This window comes from Pseudarthrobacter sp. S3 (genome assembly GCF_050156905.1).
GTDB lineage: Bacteria > Actinomycetota > Actinomycetes > Actinomycetales > Micrococcaceae > Arthrobacter.
This window is the reverse complement of the sequence record NZ_CP189583.1, coordinates 413169-436933: the sequence shown is the minus strand read 5'-3', so window position 1 is coordinate 436933 and position 23765 is coordinate 413169. Positions and strand designations below refer to the sequence as shown.

The following is a 23765-nucleotide window of genomic DNA, read 5'->3' as shown; positions in this document are numbered from 1 at the left end:
AGGGGCTTTGCCCGCTGAGCAGACAACCGGTTCCACCGCTGACATCCACGAACTGACCGCCGTCCAACTGCGGGATGCGCTCCGCACAGGAGAGCTCTCAGCTCGGGACGTCGCCGCACATTTCCTGGCCCGCATTGCCGATCAGAATCCGCTGCTGGGTGCCTTTGTCACGGTCACTGCAGAAGAGGCCATGGCCGATGCGGACGCCGCCGATGCCCGGTTCACCCGGTTCCGGAAAGACTTCGGAACCGGCTCGGCAGAGGCCTCCGGGGCCAGGACGGACGGCCTACCGCTCCTGCATGGCATGCCGGTGGCTTTCAAGGACCTGACCGACGTCGCCGGCGTGGTGACCACCCACGGCAGCGCTGCACTTGACCACAAACCGGCCCTCGCCGACGGCACCTTGGCCGCAGTCCTCAAGGCCGCTGGCGTTGTCTCATTGGGCAAGACGCAGGTTCCGGAGTTTGGGCTGACGGCGTACAGCGAAAACCGCATCGCACCGCCGTCGCGCAACCCGCATGCCCCGAGCCGGAGTTCCGGTGGCTCCTCGGGAGGCAGCGCTGCCGCGGTGGCCGCGGGCCTGCTTCCGTTCGCGCCGGGGACCGACGGCGGCGGTTCCGTCCGTATCCCGGCCGCCGCCTGCGGCCTGGTGGGCCTCAAACCCGGCCGTGGCGTGGTGCCGTCCGGCGAAAGTTCAAGCGATCCCGCCCGGCTGGTGGTAGCGGGGCCCCTGGCCCGCAACGCGGCCGACGCGGCCCTGCTGATGGATGCTCTGGTGCCGTCCCCTGACAACATTTATCTCGACGCTGTGGGACACGAACCGCGTCCTCTGCGCATCGGCCTGACCCTGGACAGCCCCTGGTCCACCACCTTCCCGTTGACCCCGGAACCCGAGACCTTAGCCGCGCTGCAGGCGGGCCTGGAAATGCTGGAGCACGCCGGGCACGCCGTCAGCGAAGCCGCCATCCGCTACGACAACCGCTACCCCGACGCCTTCACCACTGCGTGGACCGCCGCCGTCGGAACCGCCCGGATCAGTCCGCACCGCGAAGCGCTCCTGGCCCCGCTGACCCGCACGTTCAGACGCCGGGCCCAGCAGCGCAGCGCACTAAAGCTCAATGAAGCGTTGGCTTTCCTCCGGCAATTCGAACGCGACACCATCATGCAGTACGGCGGCTGGGACCTGATGTTGATGCCGGCCCTGGCTCAGACGCCCCGCCCAGTGGGCTGGTTTACCGGCGCCACGCACGGCGACGAACCGTGGCCGGCCGCGGACTGGCCCGGGGACGCCGACGGCGACTACCGCAGGCAGTGCGAATTCGCGCCGTGGTCCTCCATGGTGAACGTCTGCGGCCTGCCGGCCATCACGATTCCCGTGTACTGGACCGGTGGGCGGCCAGCGCACGGCCTGCCCATGGGAATCCAGCTCGTGGGGCCGGCGGGCTCGGAACTGGTCCTGCTCCAGGTGGCGGCCCAGCTCGGCTTCTGATGACAGTTTGAACCGCTCCGGGGGTCGACTCCGGGGCCGATCCGGAGGACGATTAAGGGGCAGTCACTATGAGGAGGTCTGTGATGTGCTATTCATCGATGGAAGATTTCGGTTGGCGTGCCAAGAAGCAAGCCGACCGGAAACCCGAAGAACGCCAGGAAACACCGCCGGACCGTCCGGAGCCGCATTACACGGCCCAGGATTTCACCTTCTGGGCCTTCCCGCGTCGGGGAAGGACCCACGAAGCCCAGAAACCGGCCGCTGAACGCCGGCGCGAGAGAGTCTGAATTTGTAATTCAGCCCCGACTGAAGAAAGGCCCCCTGTCGGGGGCCTTTCCGCTGCTTGGGAGTCTGCGGCGGGCGGAGCCAGCCTGCCCCGCTCTCCGACCCCGGTTTCGACCGGGAGTCAGTACCCGTAGGTGGTGCCGTATGACATCAGCCCGATGATGAGGAGCAGCCAGAACGCTCCGTAGCCGAGCAGGCAAAGGTAGCCCAGGACAAGCCCGGTGATGGCCATGCCCTTGCCCGACGGTTCGCGGCGGAGGGCCAGATGGCCGGTGATGATTGCAGCGATCTGCGGAATCATGAACCAGCCAAGAAGAACTGATTCTGGTCATACAAAGGCGGCGCCGGAATGCTGGGGCCCTGCGGCGGCACAAACTGCGGCGGCTCGTAGCCTGCCGGCGAATCGACTGGTCCCTGGGCGGCGGACCCTTCCGAGTCAGGGCGCGGAATTGGCTGGCCAGTCATGTTTTTCCCCATTCGAAGTCTTCGATTCCCAGCCTACCGCCGCCTGCAATACAGGCCTACCGGCGCCGCCATCCCGTCCTACCGCCCCCAATAGGGCAGCACGTAGACAGCAAAAACCACAAAGGCAGCCAGGAACATCACCCGGGTCAACCCACCTGCGGCGTGTTGGTGTGCCCTCGGCTTCCTGGCACGTCCGGATCCGACGCCGCCCGCCTGTCCTGACGCCAGTTTCGAGGTCAGCGGCTTCGCGGTTGGTGACTTCACGGTCAGCGAGTTCACCGCAGGAGTTTGAGCAGCAGATTCCTGCGTGAGCTGCTCGCCAAGGTGCGCATAGAGGCCCACCACTGTCTTTTGGTCGAGCACCGGGGGCAGCGCCAGGACAGCTGCAACAACGCGGTCGGCGCCTGCCACGGCGACGTCGGAATTGGTGATGCCGAAGAGGTCCGGCTGCCCGGCGAGGCAGATCAACGGGCGGACGAACCGCCGGTGGGGCGGCGCCAGCACGGACGCGACGGCGGCGCACTGTGCTAATGCGCCGTCCACGGACTGCGTCCTGGCAAAGCGGCCCTGCCACAGGACACCGGCGGAGACCCGGACCTCGCCGGTCCAGTTCTTGGCATCGATCACCACCACACCGCCGGGCCCCACAAGAACATGGTCCAGGTTGGCTTTGGGCCGCCCGGGCCAGTGGACATCGTTCAGCAGGTACCAGCCGTGCGGAATGAGCCGGCTCAGCCTGTCCGCCACCAGACGCTCGCCCACTGCACCGGCATCCCACGACTTCGTGGCACGCTCGGCCTGATCGAGCTGGCGTTTCAGCCGTTGAACACGTTCCGCAGCCAGCCTGGACTGCTCGGCCGCGCCGTCTCCTGCCCCCATGACCTTGCCCCCTGGTTCCCGCGTGCCGACTCACTGCAGTGCCCGACGCTAACTGCAGTGCCCGACGGCGGCGCTCCCCGCCGTCGGGCATTCTTTCCTGAGTTTTCCGAAAGTAGCAGCGCCGCAGGGAGCCGGTATATAGGTACTTTTGGGGCCGGTACTTGCTTTAACTACTTGCTGCCAACAGTCTGGAGGGGACTTTTCCGCGTCATAGGGGCCCGGATTGTGGACCCGGCGTCTTGACTCCAGCCCAGGTCTGGCATGCTGGTGCCATGGCTAGCCGCGCGGGCACAGTTGCCCAACCCCAGGACCTTGTTGACATCACTGCGCTCCTCGACGCGTATTACGACATCACGCCGGATCTGGGTGACCCCGGCCAGCGCGTGGCGTTCGGTACTTCCGGGCATCGCGGCTCCAGCCTCAAGGCGTCGTTTAACGAAAAACACATCGTCGCGATCACGCAGGCAATCGTGGAATACCGCGCCGGGCAGGGCATCACCGGCCCGCTTTTCCTGGCGAAGGACACCCACGCCCTCAGCGAACCGGCGCAGAACTCCGCCCTCGAGGTCCTCGCGGCCAACGGCGTGCACGTGCTGATCGACGCACGGCACGGCTACACCCCTACACCCGCACTGAGCCACGCGATCCTCACCTACAACAACAACCGCCAGCCCGGCACTCCGGAAGCGGACGGCATTGTGGTCACGCCCAGCCACAACCCGCCCGGAGACGGCGGCTTCAAATACAACCCTCCGCACGGCGGCCCGGCCGATTCGGACGCCACAGGCTGGATCGCCAACCGCGCCAACGAACTCCTCGAAAACGACCTGCGGGGCGTGAAGCGCATCCCCGTCTCCGACGCCCTTGCCGCGGACAGCACCGGAAAGTTCGATTTTCTCAGCAGTTACGTTGACGACCTCCCGTCCGTGTTGAACCTGGACGCCGTCCGCGAGGCCGGCGTCCGCATCGGCGCGGACCCCATGGGCGGTGCCGCCGTGGATTACTGGGGCGAGATCGGCGAGCGCCACCACCTCGACCTGACCGTGGTGAACCCCACCGTAGATCCCCAGTGGGCTTTTATGACCCTGGACTGGGACGAGAAGATCCGGATGGACTGCTCCTCACCGTTCGCCATGGCTTCCCTGATCAACAGGATGTCCGACGGCGGCAGTTCAGCGGCGTTCGACGTCGCCACCGGCAACGACGCCGATGCCGACCGGCACGGCATTGTCACGCCCGACGGCGGCCTGATGAACCCGAACCACTATCTCGCCGTCGCCATCGACTACCTCTACCGCAACCGCAGCGGCTGGAACCCCAACTCGGTGGTGGGCAAGACCCTGGTCTCGTCGTCCATCATCGACCGTGTGGCGGAAAGCCTGGGCCGCAAACTGGTTGAGGTCCCCGTGGGCTTCAAATGGTTTGTGCCGGGACTACTGTCCGGCGAAGGCGCGTTCGGCGGCGAGGAATCGGCAGGCGCTTCCTTTAATAAGTTGGACGGCAGCGTCTGGACCACCGACAAGGACGGCATCCTGCTGGCGCTGCTGGCCTCGGAGATCACCGCAGTCTCCGGCAAGTCGCCGTCCCAGCTGTATACGGGGCTGACCGACCAGTTCGGCGCCCCCGTCTACGCGCGCATTGATGCAGCAGCCACGCGGGAGCAGAAGACGGCACTCGGCAAGCTCTCGCCGTCGGACGTCACCGCAACGGAACTGGCCGGCGAAACCATCACCGCCAAGCTGACCGAGGCGCCTGGCAACGGCGCGTCCATCGGAGGGCTCAAGGTGGTCACGGAGAACGCCTGGTTCGCGGCGCGCCCGTCCGGGACCGAGGACGTCTACAAGATCTACGCCGAGTCCTTCAAGGGCGAGGAGCACCTCAAGCAGGTCCAGGCGGAAGCCAAAGCGCTGGTGGACGGCGTCATCGCGTAACCTTAAAAAGCAGATGCTCTATCACTTTTGGTCCCCATCCAACCCGGATGGGGACCAAAAGTGATAGAGCATCTTGGGTTTGGTTAGACGGTGCGGACAACGTCCTCGTAGCTGAACTTGGGCTTCGCTGCGCCCCACGCGTTTTCGCCGGCCTGGCCGATGTTGACCACCAGGAAGCTCTTCTGGTCACCAGCGGGGAAGAAGGCGGCGTCGAGGGCGCTGAAGTCGGCTCCGGTCATCGGGCCGGCCGCGAGCCCGAGGGACCGGACGGCCAGGATGAAGTAGCCGGCCTGCAGGTGGGCGTTGTTGTTGCCGGTGGACGCGGCCAGGTCCGGGGCGGCGTCGTACATGGCCTTCGGAGCGTTGTACTCGGGCAGGAAGTTGTCCCACTGCTCGGCCCAGGCGGTGTCGTAGCTAAGGACGGCAACCAGCGGCGCGGAGGCGGTCTTGGCCTTGTTGCCGTTGGCCAGGGTGTCAACCAGGGTGGCACGCGCCTCGTCAGAGCGGACGTAGGTCACGCGGAGGGGCTGGGAGTTGAAAGCCGTAGGGCCGAACTTGGTAAGTTCGTAAATGGCGCGGGCCTGGTCCTCGGTCACCTCGCCGGTGAAGGAGTTGGCCGTGCGGGCCTCGGCAAAAATGGCGTCGACGGCGGCCGGATCGATAACCGCTTCTTCGTGGGCAATAGTCATGGCGTACCTTTCGCTGGGCCCGCTCATCTCAAATGATGAGCCGGCGGTCTGCTTTCCATAGTTGTAACTTCAAGCACGCCCGTCCTCTTCCCAATCCGCACGTGACGTTCACCACAGCTGGGCCGCGCGGTATTGTTGCACCGGAAGATCCCAGCCCAGCGGCAACCCCCTTTGAAAGGCCCCGACCATGAGCATGCTCGGAATGAAATGGAAGCTTCACGGCACCGGCAAATCAATTAAGCCCGGCCACGTGGTTGCTCCGGATGAGCGGCTGGCCTGGCCCCTGACCATCGGCGTGGGCATGCAGCATGTCGTGGCCATGTTTGGAGCCACGTTCCTGGTTCCCATCATCACCGGCATGCCGCCAGCCACCACCCTCTTCTTCTCCGGCATTGGCACGCTGCTGTTCCTGGTGATCACCAAGGGACGCGTTCCCAGCTATCTCGGCTCCAGCTTCGCGTTCATCGCGCCCATCATGGCGTCTCAACAGCAGTTCGGTGTGCCCGGCGCGCTGGGCGGAGTGGTGCTCGCCGGCGTCGCACTGGCCCTCATCGGTGCGATCGTGCAGAAGTTCGGCGCCGGCTGGATCAACCGGCTGATGCCACCCATCGTCACCGGCGCCATCGTGGCGCTGATCGGCCTGAACCTGGCCCCCGCCGCAAAAATGAACTTCGACGCCGCCCCCTTCACCGCCGCCATCACACTCGTCACCATCATCCTGGTCAGCGTACTTTTCCGTGGAATCGTCGGCCGGCTCAGCATCCTGGTGGGCGTGGTGGTGGGCTACCTCGTGGCCATGTTGCGCGGCGAAGTGAGCTACGAAAAAATGGAGGCCGCCGCCTGGATCGGGCTCCCTCACTTCCAGACCCCCGAGTTCCATGTGGGCGTGATTGGCCTCTTTGTCCCCGTCGTGCTGGTCCTGGTAGCCGAGAACATCGGGCACGTGAAGTCCGTCGCGGCCATGACAGGCCAGAACCTCGACGGCGTCTCCGGCCGCGCGCTGATGGCGGACGGCGCTGCCACGGTCCTTGCCGGCTTCGGCGGCGGTTCCGGCACCACCACGTACGCGGAGAACATCGGCGTTATGGCGGCCACCAAGGTGTATTCGACGGCGGCCTACTGGGTTGCCGGCGTCTTCGCTATTGTCCTGAGCTTCTCGCCGAAATTCGGCGAACTGATTGCTACGGTCCCGCCGGGCGTTCTGGGCGGCGCCGCCACCATGCTTTATGGCATGATCGGCATCCTGGGCGTCAAGATCTGGGTGCAGAACAAGGTGAACTTCTCCAATCCCGTGAACCTGACCACCGCCGCCGTCGCGCTGATCATCGGCATCGCGGATTACACCTGGACCATCGGGGAACTGACGTTCACGGGCATCGCCCTCGGCTCAGCCGCGGCCCTGGTGATCTACCACGGCATGAAAGCCATCGCGAAGGCCCGCGGCTCTGTGGCTGAACCGGAAACGGAGCAGGCGGGCCTGCCTCCCGCCGTCAAGGCAGCCGTCAACGCAGCAGCGAAACGGGCGCCGAAGAAGCGCTGACCCGGCCACAGCTGCGTCAGGCTGCGTGACCGCCGCTGATAAACGGTCCGGGCCGGGTTCCGACGCCGAAAACCGGGCGCGGCTCGGGACGCTTGGCGGTCAGCTCCGCTTCCGGCGGGTGCCTCAACTGCCGGATCACCCACGGAACCAGATATTCGCGCGCCCAGATGAGGTCCTCGGTCCGGGCTTCCTTCCAGCTGTGGGGCAGCGGCGGCTTAGGCTCGAACGGCTCCAGTGTGTGCGAGACACCCAGGGCCTTCAGCACGGCCGCGGCGATGGTGTGGTGCCCCAGCGGTGAGAAGTGCAGCCGGTCCGGGTCCCACATGCCCGCGCTCGACAATTCACGCAGGAACCACAGGTCAACCATGACCGCGTCGTGGCGGGCGGCCACCGCGTGGAGGTTCTCGTTGAAGATGGCCACTTTGCCGCGGATCTGGCTGAAGACTGGCGTCGCGCCCCAGTCCGGCCCGGCAAAAAGGACCACGGTGGCGCCGGACCGGGCCAGCTGGCCCACGCCGTTGTCGATCGTTTCTGCGAGCCGGTCAGGGTCGCTGCGACGGAAAACGATATCGTTGCCGCCGGCGGAGAGCGTGACCAGATCGGGCTTCAGCGCAAGCGCCGGAGCGAGTTGCTGGTCTAAAATCTGCTGTACCAGCAGGCCCCGTACGGCCAGGTTGGCATAGGCGAAATCGGGCTGGTTCGCGCTGAGTTCCTCGGCCACTCGGTCTGCCCAGCCGCGCAAGCCACCCTCGCTGCGCGGCTCGGGGTCACCGATGCCCTCAGTGAAGGAGTCACCCAACGCAACCAGCCGGTGCCACGGGTGGGGCGCCGGATCCGAAGCGGCCCTCGCGGCTGCAATGTCCTGCTTCCAGACGTTCATGCCGTACTCCCTGTTTTGTAGTGACCCTGGCGGAGCGCGGGTGCTTCAAGGGCGGCGAGTCCCCGGAAGGAGGCATTTTCACGGCCGCGCCCTGCGTGGTCGGAACGCGAGGCAGCCACAATATTCAGGGCTGTCTCGCGAAGCCCGTGGCGGGTGTGCCGCGCGACGGTCCGGAGGTACTGCAGTGCCGCATCATGGCCGAGCCCGTAATCGGATTCAAGCGTGCTCACGGCCAGGTCCATAAGCACCATGGAGCTTTGGGCCACCGCCAGCTGTGCGCCGGCTGCGGCCCGCTCCGCCACACACACCACCATCAACAGCGACCGGGCCACTTGACGCGCATACCTGCGCGTCCTGATGATGTCCTCGCTGGTGAAGGCGTGGGGAGTGGACGCGTAGAGGCTCACTGCTGCACTCCATTCGGCAGCGGCAACAACCGGAGTGGACAGCAGCGACCTGACGCCGTGGTCCGCGGCAGCACTGGCATAGCCCGGCCAGCGCCGGTCGCGGCCGACGTCGGCCAGATGCACAAAATCACCCGCGCGAACAGCTTCCAGCACTGGTCCGTCCGCAAACGAGCACTGCTCTTCGTCCGCGGCGCGCGCGGCGGCGCTCCCCGCGGCTGCAGTCCGGGCCGATCCGGGGCGGAAGAAGGTGACGGCCCAGCTGATACCACGGGAATCGCCGTCGATGTCGCGCATGAACTCGCGGGTAACCGCCACAAGGAAGTCTTCGACATCCGTGCTCTCGAACACCATCTCCTGGGGGTCCGGAAGTGATTCCCGGCCCGGTTCCCCTTGTGTCTCCGCGGCCATGTTCCACGCCTAGGCTCGAAACGCGTGGCCCACTGCAAAACCTGTTTCTAGGATACGTCCGGCGACCGCTCCGTGGGCAAGATCCACCCACACAAAAACCGCAGTCCCGGCGGAGAACACCGCCTATCCGGCATCGAAACTCTCCTCGTCGTCATCCTTCGGTGACTTGTCCTTGGGCAGGTCAGCTCCGCTGCCGTCCGGCAGGCCGGCAGCCTCCTGTCCCGATTCCGACGAGAAGGGTTCAGAGCCCTGCGCGTCGGCGTTGGCCTCGTTGATCTCGGCATCGGCGGAGGGAACGTCGGCGTCGCGCGGGATGAGCGGTTCTCCCGGCTCAAAACCGGGATCATTGGTGTCGCTTTCGGCGTGGTGCTGGTCATCAGTGCCGCCGAATCGGCCGGCACCCGGCTCGCCGGCGCTGTCTTTGTCTTCCTCATCGAAGTGGCTGAGATTGGGTGTGCCGGTGTCGAACGTCTCGCCGTCAGGGCTGTTTTGATTGAGCCCGGCGGCATCAAAATCCTCTTCGTCGCGGGGCTGAGCATACTGCTTGCTGTCCGTCCCGCCCATCTCCTGTTCCGCAGTCGGCGTGCCGTAGCCGCCCACTTCCTCGGCGGGTTCCGTGCGCTGGTTGTCCTGACTCATGGTTCCTCCTGTAGTAGATGTGAATCTGACGTGCAAACTTCGTTGCAGGCCCTTGCCGCCGGTCACCGGCAGCACTGCTCCGGAGATGTAGGACCCCTGATCGGACGCGAGCAGCACATAGGCCGCGGCGAGCTCTGCCGGCTGACCCGCCCGCTGCAACGGCGTATCCTGCCCGAAGGTGGGCAGCTTGTCCGGCCACTCCGTGGCCGGGATCAGCGGGGTCCAGATGGGTCCGGGGGCCACCGCGTTGACGCGGATCCCCTTTGGTCCAAGTTCCTGGGCCAACGCCTTGGTGAAGGCAACCTGCGCTGCCTTGGTCATGGCGTAGTCGATCAGCCCCGGCGACGGATTGAAAGCCTGGATCGAAGCCGTAGTGATGATTGAGGAGCCGGCTTTCAGGTGCGGAACCGCGGCCCGGGCCGTCCAGATCAGGGAATACAGATTGGTCTTGAGCACGCGGTCGAATTCCTCGGTCGGCAGGGACTCGAAACTTTCGCGGTTCTTCTGGTAGGCAGCGTTGAGCACCACCACATCCAGACCGCCGAATTCCGCCACGACATCAGCGACGATCCGGGTGCTGAAGGCCTCTTCCCGGCCGTCCCCGGCCAACAGCAGCGCGCGCTGGCCCGCTTTGCGGATCCAGTCGGCCGTGTCCTGAGCATCTTCCTCTTCTTCCGGAAGGTAGGAAATTGCGACGTCGGCCCCCTCGCGGGCAAACGCGATGGCCGCTGCCTTGCCGATTCCTGAGTCGCCGCCGGTGATGAGCGCCGCCTTACCCCGCAGCGCACCGCGCCCCTCGTAGCTAAGTTCGCCGTGGTCTGGCTTCGGATCCATGAGTGCAGTCAGGCCCGGCTTCTTCTGTTCCTGCTTCGGGAAGGGCCCGGAATGAAAACCGTCCCGGGGGTCGGTGGGCGGGTCTGTCCGTTTCTGCGCTTCGCTCATAGTCCACCTCTTCATTGGATCGATTTTCGAAGGGCTCCTGCCTGCGCCGGCCCTTCGAAACTATCCCGCACGGAGGCGCAAGTCCACCATCCGGAGCAAATAAATAAGTAAACTTATCAAATGTTGATTTTGGCGCAACTCGGGCCTAGCTTTGGATCACGCGGATATGCCCCGGGAGCGAGGAATACGCGGATATGCCCCGGGAGCGAGGAATAGCATGTCTGGTGTTGAGGACTTCACCGGAAGCTCCGGGCGGAATGAAACCCGTGAGGAACAGCTGGACCGCAACTGGGCTGAGCTGCTGCAGGAACTCAGGGTGCTGCAAACCGGGGTCCAGATCCTGGCCGGCTTCCTCCTGACCCTGCCCTTCCAGAACCGGTTCGAGACCCTGGATGCTTTCCAGGTGGGCCTTTATCTCGTCAACGTGGTGGTCGCGACGCTGACCACTGCCTTTATCCTGCTTCCGGTCAGCGTCCACCGCAGGCTCTTCCGCCAACGGCTCAAGGAAACCCTGGTCTCCAGCGCCGACACCATCACCAAGATCGCCCTGGCCGGCGTGGGGATGCTCAGCGTCGGGACAGCCACACTGGTCTTTGACGTAACCGGCGGCCGCACCGCCGGCCTGACTGCTGGCGGAATCTTGCTGTCCGTCCTCCTGGTGCTGCTGATCTACGTCCCGCTGCGGCTCAACAGACGCGCAGCGGGACGGTAGCAGGCCGCCAAGCCAGCAAATCGCCGGGGATCCTGTCGACGGAGTGCACAGGCGCAAATGGGTAATTACCGGAACACGGGCTGTGGCTTCAGGCGCCTTCAAGGACCTGGCTTGTGGCCCAGGCCAAGTATTTTGCGGCGTGGGCCACGGCGTCTTCCTGGCTGGCCGCAACATCGAGCAGTTGCGCTGCGGCGACCACGCCGTGCCCGGCCAGGTCCTCGGGTGTGACCAGGATCCGCCCCGCCACCACGATCACCGGAATCCCTCGGTCCCGGGCTGCGTCCGCGAGGGCGATGGGAGCTTTGCCTGTCAGCGACTGCGAGTCCAGGGAACCCTCCCCCGTGATCACCAGGTCTGCGTTGTCCAGTTGACCTGCGAGCCCAGTGAGCCCTGCGACAAGCGCGAACCCTCCTTCCAGCCGGGCGTTCGTGAAGGCGAGGAACGACGCCGGGAAGCCGCCTGCCGCCCCGGCTCCCGGGATGTTAACGTCCCGGCCAGTGGCCCCCCGGAGTACGGACGCCCAGTTGCGGAGACCGGCGTCGAGCTGTTCAACTGCCTCGCCGTCGGCACCCTTCTGGGCGCCGAAGACGTGAGCCGCGCCGGTGGCGCCATACAGCGGATTCTGGACGTCCACGGCGATCCTGAAGGAGGTTGCGGAGAGTCGCGGGTCCAGCCCGGAGGTATCGAGGGCTGCAACGTCGGCCAGTGATCCGCCGCCCAACGGAACAACGTTGCCGGCGGCGTCCAGCGGCTTGAGGCCCAGCGCACGCAGGGCGCCGCTGCCGCCGTCGGTCATGGCTGATCCGCCCAGCCCCAACACAACCTCGGTAGCCCCGGCGTCGAGCGCCGCCGCGATCAGCTGCCCGCAGCCGTAGCTGTGCGCCCGCAGGGCGTTGGCCGGGGTGGGTTCCATCTCAGCCAGGCCCGAGGCCTGGGCTGTTTCGATGACGGCGGTCGCCCCGCCGCCAGCGTTCTTCCGGATGGCCCAGGCAGCGCCGACGGGGGCAAGAATGGGGCCCACAACGGCGTTGAGCCGCTCCTCGTAGCCGGCCGAAACGGCAGCCTCCAGGGTGCCCTCGCCGCCGTCGGCGATCGGAAACTGGTTGGCGACGGCGTCCGGGTATACGCGCAGCGCACCTTCGGCGATGGCGGCGGCGGCCTCCGCGGCGGTGAGCGAGCCCTTGAACTTGTCCGGAGCGATGAGAATGCGCATGCCGTCCATCATGCCAGCCGCTTCCGGGAAAGCGCTTGCCTAATCCGGTATGCGGACAGCTTAGGACGAACCCTACCGGCCAGCGTCGGAATTTTTGGGCTTGAGCACCGCAAAGTAGCCCGGTATTCTGCTGTTCCCCGCCGCATCCATCAGCGGGTTGGTTTCGATGGTTGCGGCACCGTCTTCCACCAGCGTCCACCGGCCCTTCGGCATCACGCGGGCCAGCTCCTCCGGTCCAAAGCGACCCGGCATGGGCAGTTTCCGGATAGCCAGCTCCAGCGGGGCCGGGATGCTGCGGAGTGACGCCCCCAGGTGCGCGACGTACTCCACTGGGTTGCCCTGGAAATTCGTCTCCGCCAGGAAAACGGTGCCGCGGGCACCTACGAGCTGCCGCAGATTTTCCATCAGCGCGGCCTGATCGGCCGGCGCCAGGACGTGAAGCACGCCACGGACAAAGGCGTTGGCATCCGTGGATTCCACCAGACTCGCGCCGGCTCCAGGCTCGGTCATGTCACGGGCCAGGTAGCTGACACCGTCAACTCCGGCCGATTCGTCATGGGCACGGGCCACCGCGTGCGCAGACACGTCAACGCCCAGGACCTTCGGTGAATACGCCGTCAGGGCGCGGCTGAATGCGCCATGCCCGCACCCCACATCCACCACGGGAAGGCCTGGATCGAAGTGCCGCCGCAGGACGTCCCCGTAGCCCAGCAGCTCGTGGTCAGTGCCGGAATCCCACAGCACGTCACTCCGGGCGCCCGTCCTCGTGATCCCGGCCCAATACCTGTCCCAGGCCACGGTTCTGTCTTTCGGAGCAGAGATGGACAGCCTCATCAGCTTGGGCAGGATCAGGTACTGCCGCAAGGCGGTGAGTACCTGTTTCGCGCGGGATGACATAGGACAAATATAGGACCCCGAACGCGCCGCAGCCGTTCTCGGGCTGTTCCGTTCAGCTTGTGGCCGCGGGTTCCTTCAACAACCAGGCCATGGCGTCGTCGCGGGACGTAAAGAACCGGGTGGGGCAGGGCAGTTTGTTGATGCCCAGAATGAAGTTGGCCAGCACTTTATCAACCGGCGACGCCCCGAGCAGCGCAATCCGGGAGGCCTGGCAGGGGCGGCCAAAAACGGCACGGGCTCCCCGGCTCACCTGGGCCGTGGTGGCCATGTCCACCAGCATGGGATGGCGGCCGGCCCCGCACAGGTCGTTCACGTTCTGCATGGCGGCCACGGCGTCCGATTCCGCGATGGACACACCCCGCGGCCACTTGAGCTGGATAACACCCTGTTCATCCAGCGTCAGGTCCGCCTTTGCTGCTTCTGCAGGCTGACTCGTCACGATACCCTCCGCGCATTTTATAGGAGCAGGTGTGCTCCGTCACCCTACAATGTACTCAGTCAGGAGCAAACGGGTGCTCACTCAGGAGCAAAGGGGGACAGGTTGCCAGCGGACACACCACATTTCGCAACCGTGCCGTACCTGGCTGTCGTTGCGGATCCCGACGCCGGGCGCCGGGAATCCACCACGGCGGCACTGGAGGCGGCGGGCTTCACGGTGAGCGTTGTGGACAACGCCACCGGCCTTTCGACCCTTCTGGAACAGCGCGAGGCCTCCGTCCTGGTCCTGGACAGTTCACTCTCCGACGTCGACGCGACCGCCCCTGTGCTGGTTCTCGTTGATCTCGACAGCCCGGCCGAAGTCAAGGCGGTGGAGCATGCCGGCGTGCGGGACAGCATCGCCAAACCGCCTGCTCCCAAGGAACTCGTCCACCGCGCCACTGCCCTAATTAACCTGGTCTCCCGCCGGAATGAAGCCCGGCAGGAAGCGGAGACGTTACGCGAAAGGCTGCGGGAGGTGTCCGCATTGGTCCGCGGAACCAACCATCCGCAACAGATCGCCGATGTTGTGGTCCGGGGGTTCGGTGAGACTTTCGGCGCGGACCGGGTCTGGCTGACCACGTTCGACGACGACAAGGTGCCGCCGATTACCGCCCAGTGGCACCGGCCCGGTCTGGGCCCGCTGCCTGAAGGATTGTGCACGGACGAAGGCCCGGTGCGCAAGACCGCTGACGTACTGTGGGCGCGGGCCGAGGTCCTCACTGCGGACGGGGCGTTTGCACCGTACGGTGCCGGCGATGTCCGGCTGCCAGCCGAGCTCGCGCAACTGCGCGCCGCCGCGTCCGTTGCCGTCCCGATGGGGGACGGCAGCTCGTCGCTGGGGATTATCTGGATCGCCCTGCTGGACTCCCCCAGGGAATGGTCGCGGGCTGAGCTGGCACTGATCCAGCACGTTGCTGGCAATACCGTCCACGGCCTGATCCAAAGCCACCTGATCACCAGCCAGCAGCAGGTGGTCAAGCAACTCCAGCAGCTGGACAAAGCCAAGACCGACTTCCTGGCCACCGTTAACCATGAGCTCCGCACGCCGCTGACATCGATCATGGCCTACCTGGACATGATCCAGGAGAACACGTCCGACCCCGTGTCCAGCGAGGTCCACCAAATGTTGGACATCGTTGTAAGAAACACCGAACGGCTCCGGTTGCTGATCGAGGACATGCTCAGCGTCTCCCGCAACGGGCACGAGCAAAGTCCGCTGCATCTGAGCCCCGTCCGGCTGGCGCGGACACTTGAGATCGTCACCGCTGCGCTGAGGCCGCTCGCAACAGTGCAGAATGTCGCCATTGCCACGTCGATGGCCTCGGACGAGCTCGAATTCCTGGCAGACGAAGTGCAGCTGCAGCAGGTTTTTACGAATCTGGTCTCCAACGCCATCAAGTTCACCCCCGGCGGAGGACAGATCGACGTGGTCAGTCTGACGCGGGAAGATGCAGCCGGCGCACGCTGGGCGACGGTCAGCGTCTCGGACACCGGGATTGGGATATCCAGTGACGAGATAGCCCACGTCTTCACGCGTTTTTACCGCGCCTCGAACGCGATGTCCGGGGCGGTTCCAGGTACCGGACTGGGGCTCGCCATCACCCAGGACATCGTCCAGCGTCACGGCGGCCGCATTGGCGTAACCTCGGAGCTGGGTGTTGGCACCACTGTCACCGTAAGCCTCCCCCTAGGAGCCCACGGGCCCCAGGAAATCTGAACGCGGGAAGGAGGCAACAGATGTTCGCTGACGATGACCCCAGGCTCTCCCAGCTGCTCGATGGCATCGTCCGGCTCGCCTCCGGCGACCTCCAGTCGCGGATAGAAGTTTCACCGGCCCGGGACGAGCTCGACGCCATCATCATGGGCACCAACCTCCTGGCCGAGGACCTCCAGATCATTTACGAAGAGCTTGAGCAGCGTGTTGAGGTCCGCACGCAACTGCTGCACGACGCCCACCGCAAGATGCAGAAGATGGCCATGCAGGATCCCCTCACCGGCCTTGCCAACCGCTCGGCGCTTCTGGCTGCACTGAAGTCCGCGCAGGACCACGACGGCGATGCCCTCAGCCAGCCAGCTATCCTCCTCCTTGACCTTGACGCCTTCAAATCCATCAACGACACCCTCGGCCACTCTGCCGGGGATCAGGTACTGGTCACCGTGGGACAACGCATCCGCCGCGCCGTCCGGACCAACGACGTTGTGGCCCGGCTGGGCGGGGACGAGTTCGCCATCGTTATGCCGGCCACGGGCGCCGACCAGGCCGCCGTCGTAGGCCAGCGCATCCTGGCAGCCATTAGGGAACCCATTGACCTTCCTGACCGGACCGTCCGCTGCGGGGCGAGCGTTGGACTCAGCGTCGGGGCGTCCGGGCGGCAGGCCGAGGACCTGCTGATGGAGGCCGATGTGGCCATGTACGCCTCCAAAGCCGAGGGGCAGAACCGGCTCCACGTCTTCGAACCCGGGCTTCTGCTCATCCGCAAGCTCCGCAGCCAGTTGCTGGAGGACCTCCGGACCGCCATCAAGGGCCAGGGCCTGGTGCTGCACTACCAGCCCGTGATTGAACTGGGCACCGGGCGCATCGAAGGCGTGGAGGCCTTGATCCGATGGGACCACCCAACCCGCGGCCGCATCATGCCCGACGAGTTCATCCCGCTGGCAGAAGATGCGGGACTGATCTCCGAGCTGGGCCTGTGGGTGCTCAGCACAGCTGTCGGCCAGCTACGCCGCTGGATTGATGCCGGACTGGTGGACAGCAGGTTTTCCGTCCGGATCAACATCTCCGCAACTGATCTGCAGAGCCTGCAGTTCATCGAGGACGTCCGCGCCGTGCTCAAGCAGACGGGCGTCCGCCCCGAGCAGGTTGTCCTGGAGCTGACGGAAGCGGCCATCGTCAGGGGCAACGAACTGGACCGGTACTCCCTGGGCGGGCTGCGCGGACTGGGCGTCGGAATCGAAATCGACGACTTCGGTACCGGGTATTCCTCCATCAGTTACCTGCGCAGGCTCCCAGTGGACCGGGTCAAAGTGGACCGGTCCCTGATTGAGGGACTGGGCACGGACCCCAGCCAGCCTGCATTGGTGGCCGCAGTCCTTCAACTGGTGCGCGCCTGCGGGCTCGAAGCCGTGTGGGAGGGCGTGGAAACAGCGGATCAGGCCGAGCACCTCAGGAACCTCGGGTGCCTCAGCGCACAGGGCTATTTCTTCAGCAAACCCGTCCCGCCCGAAGAGCTTCCTGCGCTGTTGGCAGAAACTTCATCCGGGAGTAATAGGGGTTAATCGATTTTGGGCTGCGCTTTCGATCATCCCGATATACGATCAAGTGGCGGCATCCGATTCTTCGCGGTCAGGAAGATCGGTATTAATCAGAAGTAGCGCATTCCGAAGGTATCTGGAAATTTGAAAATAAAGAGACCAAGGAGCCATTACTTCGTCAACTGGGGGCGTTGCTAATGACGGTTCGGATACAAGCTTGGGGAGTTATTGCTGGGGTCCTCGGGGATTCTGATCCTGCCGGGGCGGCAATACGTCAGCGCCTTAGCGACCGCCTGGGAGAAAACCCAGGCGCGCCGGAACGGGCCCTGCTGGAGTATCTTCTGGAGCGCCAACAACAGGACAGCGCAGAAGCCAGCGCTCCGGACACTGCCCGTTTCCCGCAGCCTCTCAGCGCCATGCCGCCGCAGCTGGCCGAGCGGCTGGATTCCTTCCGCAGCCTGTCGCGAATCAGCTCGCTGCTGGAAAACCAGATGCTGATGACCGCATTCCAACCGATCTACGGCCTCGAATCCAAGGTCGTAGTGGGTGTAGAGGCGTTGTCACGCTTTGTCAGCGACGACGGCGCAGGCGCGGAAATCTGGTTTGCCGAGGCGGCCGCCGTTGGCTTGGGCGCCAACCTGGAATTCTCTGCCCTCGCGTCCGCAGCCTTAGCTGCCGCGAAACTGCCCGCGAACCTCTACGTGTCCCTGAACATCTCCCCCGTGTCGTGCCTGGATCCCCGGCTCCCCGAATTGTTTGAACACATCGAGCTGCCAATAGACCGTATTGTGCTCGAATTGACGGACGAAATTCCGGACGAAGAATACTCGCATTTCATTTCCGCAATTACGCCGCTCCGTGAACGGGGGCTGCGCATTGCAATCGATGATTCGCACCCAACCGCGGGCGCCCTGAGCCGAATGCTCCATCTGCGGCCTGATTTCATCAAGCTGGGCCGGAATGTGATCAGCGGCGTGGACACGGACACCTCCCAGCACGCCCTGGCCGCGTGCCTGGTGGACTTCGCGGAGCAGATAGGCAGTGTCCTGGTGGCCGAAGGTGTTGAAACCGCCGAGGAACTGAGGGTCCTTACGGAGTTGGGTTTCAGTGCCGGCCAGGGCTACCTGCTGGGCCGGCCCTCCGTGCGGCCTAAGGACTGGGCGGCGTGGAATACGCCTTTAGACCCCGATGGGCTCCGCCACCTCGCTGCCAATCACGCCATCCAGGGTCCCGGCGGCTCCTAACTGCGCGGAAATGCACCGCAGTCCTGCGCAGTGGCCTCGGCGCAGGCTCCCTGGAACCGGGTCAGCCGCCGGGCCACTGGCCACGTTCCCGCAAGACCTGCTTCAGGAGATCCGCGCGGTCCGTCACGATCCCGTCCACGCCCAGGTCAAGCAGCCGGTGCATCTCAGCCGGGTGGTTGATGGTCCACACGTGGACCACCAGGCCCAGGGCGTGCGCCCGCCGCACATAGGCAGGCGTCACCACGCGGACCGCCCCGTAGCGGACCGGAACCTGCAGGGCCTGGACATCGCGCAACGGCCCCCGCAGCGCCAGGCGCAGCCAGGCCGCCGGAAGCACCGGGCCCAGCAGGACAAACAGCGCATTTGTCACCATCCCTGCCGAGGAGGCCACCGGACGGCTCAGCATTTTCAGCACCGCCCGGCGTCTGCGGTCTGAGAAACTGGCCACCAGGACCCGGTCATGCGCACCGTGCCGTTCGATGCCGGCAGCCAGGCTTTGCACCGACTTCCAGTCTTTGACGTCCAGGTTCAGCCGGGCAGCCGGGAAAGCTGTCAGCAGGTCGTCAAACAGCGGCACGGGCTCGCGCCCGCCGATCCGCGCGGTGGAAACCTCAGCGGCGGTCAGCTCCGAAATCCGGCCACGGCCGTCTGTGACCCGGTCCAGGGTGTCGTCGTGGAAGAGCAGCAGCACGCCGTCGGAGGTGGTGTGCACATCCGTCTCAAGGTACTCATAGCCAAGTTCGGCGGCGGCCCGGAACGCGGCCATCGAGTTCTCCAGCCCTGCCCGGGAGAATCCGCGGTGGGCCAGGGCAATGGGACGCGGGGGACGGCCAGCACCGTCAGAAGCATCAAAAAACGGCTCAGTCACGTTTTCGAGCGTACCGGAGCCGCCGGGCTATGCGTCCTGCGGCACAATCTCCACGCTGTCGCTGCAGTGCAGCAGCGTACGGCCGTGGCCGTCGTCGAGGTCCACCCACACAGCGGTGTGGTCCCACGTGATGGCATCCACGAACCCGCCGGTTTCGTATCCTGGGGTGAGGCGGACGCGCACGCGGTCACCCTCTTTCAGTGCCTTCCAGTGCGCAGCCGGCTCTGCCGGGCGCAACGGCTCGTCGACCGCGCGTTGGTTACCGTTCCTTGCCATGACTGCCCCTTCAGCTGCGGATGATTGTCCGTAACCCACGGTAGGTGGCAAATGTGAACGGAAGGTGAGCGGCAGCTGTGAATTCCTGGCCCGGAAGCCGGGGTCAGGAGAGCTTTACCCCCAGCGCCGCGAGCCTGGCTTCGAGGATCTGGGCCACGCCATCGTCGTCAAAGTGCGGTGCCTGCTGCCCGGCCGCGCTGATGGCGTCCGGATGGCCGCTGGCCATGGCGTACCCGTGGCCCGCCCAACGCAACATCTCGACGTCGTTGGGCATGTCCCCGAACGCCACGACGTCGGCGGCGTCAATGGACAGCGCCTTGGCGTATTCGGCCAGGGTGACGGCTTTGTTGACGCCGGGAAGAGACAGTTCAAGCAACGCCACCGTCGGTGCGGAGTGCGTGGCGGACGCGAGATGGGTGACGGCGGGCCGCACGGCTGCCAGGAAGTCGTCCGCGGTGCCATCCCTGACAATTGCCAGGAACTTCACGACGGCGTCGTCCGGGGTGAGCGTTTCGGCCAGCGGGGCGGGGGTAAATTCGGCCAGCAGCTCGCTCGAACCGTTCTCGATGAAACCGGGCTCCAGATGGAATCCGGTCAGGGTTTCCGCGGCGAAGAACGCGGCGGGGCGCAGTTCCTTGATGATCCGCCGCAGTTCCAGCACCGCGTCCATGCCCAGCGTCCGAGCGGACACCAGCCGGTCCGCTTCGAGGTCCCACACCACGGCGCCGTTGGAACAGATGACCGTGCCGGTGTGGCCTAGCTGTTCCTCCAGCGGGTGGAGCCAGCGCGGCGGGCGGCCGGTGACAAAAACAAGCTCGATGCCGGCCTCCCGGCAGGCATGGAAGGCCCGGACGGTGCGGTCGCTGATCTTTCCATCGTGCCCAAGAATCGTTCCGTCAATATCACTTGCTACCAGCCGCATCCTGCCAGTCTACGTGGGGCTTGGGGTTTCCCGGTCCGTGCCGCTTCGTCCCGGACGACTGGGCCGTTGGAGTCGGCCCACGACGTTCTTTGACGCCGCGCTACGTTCTGTTGAGCCTGCGCGTCGTTGCGTGAACGTCCGCGCGAACACCCGGACACCGTGAGGCCACTGCTGCGCGGCCACGTTAAATCTGTCGAGTGGCTGAACGGCGCGGCTGCCGGCGAGAAGGCCAGCGTCATCAACGCTGCACGCAAGGAGTAGCCAGGACTTCATCGATTGCTCCTCACCGGCCCCCTCGCCCTTTTGACCCCTCACAACGGCGGTTACGGAGCAATGGATGAGGCCAGAACCCAGCTACTCGGCGACCAGGCTACACCGTGCGCGACCGCAGCGACGCGCTCGAAGGCGGCGGCTATCCCGGCGCGCCGGACTTGCGCGGCGCGCCATCCTCGACGGGCAGCCCGGCCTCAGCCCACTCGGGATAGCCCTCCTCGAGCCTGGCGGCAGGCATACCCTGTTCCCGCAGCGTCCGCACCGCCTCGTCGGCGAACACGCAGTACCGTCCGCGGCAGTACGCCACGATGATGCGGCCGTGCGGCAGGTCCTTCATCCTCCCCGCCAGCTCTCCGACAGGAACCGAAACCGCGCCCCGGATGTGGCCGGAGCGGAATTCGCGCTCAGGCCGCACATCGAGAACTACTACATCTCCCGCGGCCATTCGGTTGGTCAGCTCAGCCCGGGTCAGGGAGTCCAAGGCCGCCCTGTCCCCCAGGTAGGCCTCGGCGAGTTCGTCGAGTTCTGCGACATGCTCGGCTGCAACCTCCCGCACGGCCGCCCAGAGTCGCGTGACCGCGGTGCCGCTGAGTCGGTAATAGATCCGCGTTCCTTCGCGACGGGTGCGCACCAGGCCCGCCCGCAGGAGCTGCTGAAGATGCTGCGAAGCATTGGCGATGCTCTGCCCGATTTCCTCGGCAATTTCGTCCACAGGGCGCTCACCCTGGGCCAGGACATCCACTATCTCGGCGCGCCGACCACTGCCAAGGACCTTGGCCACGGAAGCAAATGCATCAAACAGCTTGTCCTTTGCCGGCCTGTCACTCATGCCCGATCCTCCGCAAATCATATTCAAGTAGGTACTTGACAAGATATACCCACCGGGTGTGGTATTCAAGTATTCACTTGAATACCCCCGGGGCCGCGCCACGGACCCGGGACAACCCGGAAAAGAGGCGAATTGCGATGGAATCGACAGCGACCATCCGCAATGGCATTGACGTCGACCAGCTACTGGGGACCATCGATGCGATCCAGGCAGATCCCACCCAGGGCAGCTTTACGTTCAGAGCCACCAGCACCTGGCGCGGCGGCACCCACAACTCGGGAAAGATCCTGGGATTCACCCATGCGGGGGAACCCGACACCACCCGGACCGGAGACTTCACGATCGAGGGTGACGAACCTCCCGTGCTCCTCGGAAACAACGCCGGACCCAACGCCGTCGAACTGCTGCTGCAGGCCCTGGGCTTCTGCTACGCCGTCGGATACGCGGCCAATGCGGCCGCCCAGGGCATAGAAATCAGTTCACTGGAGTTCCACGTCGAAGGCGATCTGGACGCCCGGCCCTTCCTCGGCCTCGAAGGACCTCGGCCCGGATTCACCGCCATCCGTGCGCAGGCACGGGTCTCCAGCCCGAATGCCACCCCGGAGCAGCTTCAGTCCCTGTGCCGGTATGTCCAGGACACGTCACCGGTCCGCGACTGCCTGGCCAACCCGGTTCCGGTTGAAACCACCCTCGAAATCGTATGAAGCACGGGTAGAGCCATGGACATGGGAACAGTTGCAGTTGACCGAAGCGAGCTTGAGGACAAGGTCAAGCAGGTCTACAGGGCGGTGGCCCAAAACCCCGTTGGCAAGTACCACTTCAAGATGGACGCGGTCTTGCGGAGCAACTGGAGAAGGCCGACGGCCTGCGGAAAGGGCGGCTTTCCCCAGGTCGCCTTCGCGCACGGGTACATCGAAGAACTCCCCTTCGACGATGCCAGCTTCGACTGCAACATTGATCTCTGGGCCGCCTGCATCGGTGGCGCCACGCAGGAAGACACCTACCAGGAATTGATCGCCGGCAGCGGGTTCGCGCTGGAAACGCTCCGGACGAATCCTTATGAGTTCCTCTCCGACAGCGCCCGTGCGGCGACTACGAAGTACGGCGTCAGGAGCCTCTCGATCCTGGCGTATGCCGGCTGACCTGCGGCACGTCGCCTTCGGAATTGCGCCACGCATAAGGATCCCCAAGCGCTCCGGTTGCGGTGAGGGCAGATGTCTCATCGGATTGCGTGCCGTTGCCTCCGCGTGGCCAAATCCTATGGAGCTCCGGGCCAGCGCTGCAGTTTCTTCTGCATTTCTTCCTCACTCCCCCGGAACCGAGTTCAGCTCGGCACGCGAGGGCGGGTTGGCCCCCGGGCGGGAAACCGTGACGGCCGCCGCGCGGGCAGCGTGGGCCAGGAGCTCAGCCAGGCCCTCGGCCGGAAGCTCGCGCAGGTCCTTTCGGTTCTGCGCGCCGTCCAGGCCCCGATCCACGATCCCCGAAAGCAGCGCGGCCATAAAGGAATCACCAGCGCCCACCGTGTCGGCCACTTCCACACGAGGCGCGTCAATCGCCGCTTCACCGGCAGCCGTAATTCCCCACGGACCGGCCGCGCCGCGCGTGACCACTACCAGGGCAGGCCCCTCGGAACCGCCCAACGACAGCCAGCGGCGCGCCGATTCCAGCACGTCCACACCCGGGTACAGCCACTCCAGGTCCTCGTCCGAGGCCTTGACCACGTCCGAAAGGGTGACAAATTTCTCCGCCTGTTGCCGCGCATAATCCACGTCGGTGATGATGCTGGGCCGGCAGTTGGGATCGAAACTGATCGTGGCGGCGGGGTGGGCGTGCTCGACGGCGGCCAGCACAGCCGCGGCGCCCGGCGCCAGCATCGTAGCGATGGAGCCGGTGTGCAGCAGCGTGGTTCCCTGCAGCATATAGGCGAGGCGGTCCGCCAGGCCGGGAAGCTCCCAGGCGAGGTCGAACGTGTAGGTGGCGGCGCCGTCGTCGTCAATTACGGCGGTGGCCACGCTGGTAGGCAGCTCATCGGGGCCAAGCGGCAGCATAACGGAGCTGGAGCGCAGGTGCGCCGCCACCGACTCCCCGTAGGCGTCGCGGCCGTAGCGGCCGATGAACTGCACGGGATGGTCAAGGCGGGCCAGGCCCACCGCGACGTTAAGGGGGCTGCCGCCCACGTGGGCTTCGATTCCGGAGGCGCGCTGGACAACGTCAACAAGGCCCTCGCCTATTACTGTGAGCATGC

The 23765-nt window shown here is 65.4% G+C and carries 22 protein-coding genes and 2 pseudogenes; 10 read left to right on the top strand and 14 right to left on the bottom strand.

Annotated elements, in window-relative coordinates:
* Positions 1-7 precede the first annotated feature (7 nt).
* Positions 8-1489: an amidase gene (locus tag ACQCSV_RS02110; RefSeq protein ID WP_426939079.1), complete on the top strand. Its 1482-nt coding sequence runs from the start codon at positions 8-10 to the stop codon at positions 1487-1489.
* Positions 1490-1895: 406 nt separating this feature from the next.
* Here the strand turns inward: ACQCSV_RS02110 and ACQCSV_RS02105 are convergent.
* A pseudogene (locus ACQCSV_RS02105) lies at positions 1896-2084 on the bottom strand (DUF4190 domain-containing protein); the annotation flags it as partial.
* Between the two features lie 233 nt (positions 2085-2317).
* Entirely contained in the window at positions 2318-3118 is an 801-nt protein-coding gene (locus ACQCSV_RS02100) for a nuclease-related domain-containing protein (protein ID WP_354155484.1), read from the bottom strand.
* Positions 3119-3390: 272 nt separating this feature from the next.
* On the opposite strand from ACQCSV_RS02100, the gene pgm reads away from it, so the two are divergent.
* Complete coding sequence (gene pgm / locus ACQCSV_RS02095) at positions 3391-5049, top strand: phosphoglucomutase (alpha-D-glucose-1,6-bisphosphate-dependent) (RefSeq protein ID WP_354155485.1); 1659 nt, start codon at positions 3391-3393, stop codon at positions 5047-5049.
* A gap of 83 nt (positions 5050-5132) precedes the next feature.
* Here the strand turns inward: pgm and ACQCSV_RS02090 are convergent, their stop codons facing one another.
* Positions 5133-5738, bottom strand: a complete 606-nt coding sequence (locus ACQCSV_RS02090) for a malonic semialdehyde reductase (RefSeq protein ID WP_354155486.1) — start codon at positions 5736-5738, stop codon at positions 5133-5135.
* 187 nt (positions 5739-5925) lie between these two features.
* Between ACQCSV_RS02090 and ACQCSV_RS02085 the strand changes: the two genes are divergently transcribed.
* Positions 5926-7278, top strand: coding sequence for a solute carrier family 23 protein (locus ACQCSV_RS02085; protein WP_354155487.1), 1353 nt, complete (start codon positions 5926-5928; stop codon positions 7276-7278).
* Between the two features lie 16 nt (positions 7279-7294).
* Here the strand turns inward: ACQCSV_RS02085 and ACQCSV_RS02080 are convergent, their stop codons facing one another.
* The 3 genes and pseudogenes from ACQCSV_RS02080 to ACQCSV_RS02070 all read right to left on the bottom strand — a co-directional run.
* Positions 7295-8158, bottom strand: a complete 864-nt coding sequence (locus tag ACQCSV_RS02080) for an SGNH/GDSL hydrolase family protein (RefSeq protein ID WP_354155488.1) — start codon at positions 8156-8158, stop codon at positions 7295-7297.
* A complete protein-coding gene (locus ACQCSV_RS02075; protein ID WP_426939078.1) occupies positions 8155-8973 on the bottom strand; it encodes a GAF domain-containing protein in 819 nt (272 codons plus the stop codon). The genes ACQCSV_RS02080 and ACQCSV_RS02075 overlap by 4 nt, the downstream gene beginning before the upstream one ends.
* Before the next feature lie 684 nt (positions 8974-9657).
* Positions 9658-10554 (bottom strand): annotated as a pseudogene (locus ACQCSV_RS02070) (SDR family oxidoreductase); the annotation flags it as partial.
* 217 nt (positions 10555-10771) lie between these two features.
* On the opposite strand from ACQCSV_RS02070, the gene ACQCSV_RS02065 reads away from it, so the two are divergent.
* On the top strand, positions 10772-11266 hold the full coding sequence (locus ACQCSV_RS02065) for a DUF6328 family protein (RefSeq protein WP_354155490.1): 495 nt from the start codon (positions 10772-10774) through the stop codon (positions 11264-11266).
* Positions 11267-11354: 88 nt separating this feature from the next.
* Here the strand turns inward: ACQCSV_RS02065 and ACQCSV_RS02060 are convergent, their stop codons facing one another.
* The 3 genes from ACQCSV_RS02060 to ACQCSV_RS02050 form a co-directional block, all read right to left on the bottom strand.
* Positions 11355-12479, bottom strand: coding sequence for a glycerate kinase (locus ACQCSV_RS02060; RefSeq protein ID WP_354155491.1), 1125 nt, complete (start codon positions 12477-12479; stop codon positions 11355-11357).
* A 72-nt stretch (positions 12480-12551) separates the two neighbouring features.
* Positions 12552-13376, bottom strand: coding sequence for a class I SAM-dependent methyltransferase (locus tag ACQCSV_RS02055; protein ID WP_354155492.1), 825 nt, complete (start codon positions 13374-13376; stop codon positions 12552-12554).
* A gap of 52 nt (positions 13377-13428) precedes the next feature.
* The gene (locus ACQCSV_RS02050; protein WP_354155493.1) at positions 13429-13815 is read right to left on the bottom strand and encodes an STAS/SEC14 domain-containing protein; all 387 of its coding nucleotides are present in this window, start codon (positions 13813-13815) and stop codon (positions 13429-13431) included.
* A 132-nt stretch (positions 13816-13947) separates the two neighbouring features.
* On the opposite strand from ACQCSV_RS02050, the gene ACQCSV_RS02045 reads away from it, so the two are divergent.
* The 3 genes from ACQCSV_RS02045 to ACQCSV_RS02035 all read left to right on the top strand — a co-directional run bounded on the left by ACQCSV_RS02045 (position 13948) and on the right by ACQCSV_RS02035 (position 18352).
* Positions 13948-15573 carry an ATP-binding protein gene (locus ACQCSV_RS02045; protein WP_426939077.1) on the top strand — a complete coding sequence of 542 codons (1626 nt, stop codon included), beginning with the start codon at positions 13948-13950 and terminating at the stop codon, positions 15571-15573.
* Between the two features lie 20 nt (positions 15574-15593).
* Complete coding sequence (locus tag ACQCSV_RS02040) at positions 15594-17132, top strand: EAL domain-containing protein (RefSeq protein ID WP_354155495.1); 1539 nt, start codon at positions 15594-15596, stop codon at positions 17130-17132.
* Positions 17133-17305: 173 nt separating this feature from the next.
* Positions 17306-18352, top strand: coding sequence for an EAL domain-containing protein (locus ACQCSV_RS02035; RefSeq protein WP_354155496.1), 1047 nt, complete (start codon positions 17306-17308; stop codon positions 18350-18352).
* A 61-nt stretch (positions 18353-18413) separates the two neighbouring features.
* Here ACQCSV_RS02035 and ACQCSV_RS02030 read toward each other — a convergent pair whose 3' ends face one another.
* The 3 genes from ACQCSV_RS02030 to ACQCSV_RS02020 form a co-directional block, all read right to left on the bottom strand.
* Positions 18414-19220, bottom strand: coding sequence for a glycerophosphodiester phosphodiesterase (locus ACQCSV_RS02030; protein ID WP_354155497.1), 807 nt, complete (start codon positions 19218-19220; stop codon positions 18414-18416).
* Between the two features lie 27 nt (positions 19221-19247).
* A complete protein-coding gene (locus tag ACQCSV_RS02025) occupies positions 19248-19496 on the bottom strand; it encodes a hypothetical protein (protein WP_354155498.1) in 249 nt (82 codons plus the stop codon).
* 103 nt (positions 19497-19599) lie between these two features.
* Positions 19600-20418 (bottom strand): HAD family hydrolase, encoded by an 819-nt coding sequence (locus tag ACQCSV_RS02020; RefSeq protein ID WP_354155499.1) that lies wholly within the window; start codon positions 20416-20418, stop codon positions 19600-19602.
* Between the two features lie 126 nt (positions 20419-20544).
* Here ACQCSV_RS02020 and ACQCSV_RS02015 point away from each other — a divergent pair, with 126 nt between their 5' ends.
* Entirely contained in the window at positions 20545-20679 is a 135-nt protein-coding gene (locus ACQCSV_RS02015; protein ID WP_354155537.1) for a hypothetical protein, read from the top strand.
* A gap of 151 nt (positions 20680-20830) precedes the next feature.
* Here the strand turns inward: ACQCSV_RS02015 and ACQCSV_RS02010 are convergent, their stop codons facing one another.
* Positions 20831-21520: a metalloregulator ArsR/SmtB family transcription factor gene (locus tag ACQCSV_RS02010; protein WP_354155500.1), complete on the bottom strand. Its 690-nt coding sequence runs from the start codon at positions 21518-21520 to the stop codon at positions 20831-20833.
* A gap of 137 nt (positions 21521-21657) precedes the next feature.
* Here ACQCSV_RS02010 and ACQCSV_RS02005 point away from each other — a divergent pair, with 137 nt between their 5' ends.
* Together ACQCSV_RS02005 and ACQCSV_RS02000 are read left to right on the top strand one after the other, a co-directional pair.
* Entirely contained in the window at positions 21658-22224 is a 567-nt protein-coding gene (locus tag ACQCSV_RS02005) for an OsmC family protein (protein ID WP_354155501.1), read from the top strand.
* 21 nt (positions 22225-22245) lie between these two features.
* Complete coding sequence (locus ACQCSV_RS02000) at positions 22246-22662, top strand: hypothetical protein (protein ID WP_354155502.1); 417 nt, start codon at positions 22246-22248, stop codon at positions 22660-22662.
* 162 nt (positions 22663-22824) lie between these two features.
* On the opposite strand, the gene ACQCSV_RS01995 is transcribed toward ACQCSV_RS02000, so the two are convergent.
* Positions 22825-23763, bottom strand: a complete 939-nt coding sequence (locus ACQCSV_RS01995; RefSeq protein ID WP_354155503.1) for a PfkB family carbohydrate kinase — start codon at positions 23761-23763, stop codon at positions 22825-22827.
* Between the last annotated feature and the right edge of the window lie 2 nt (positions 23764-23765).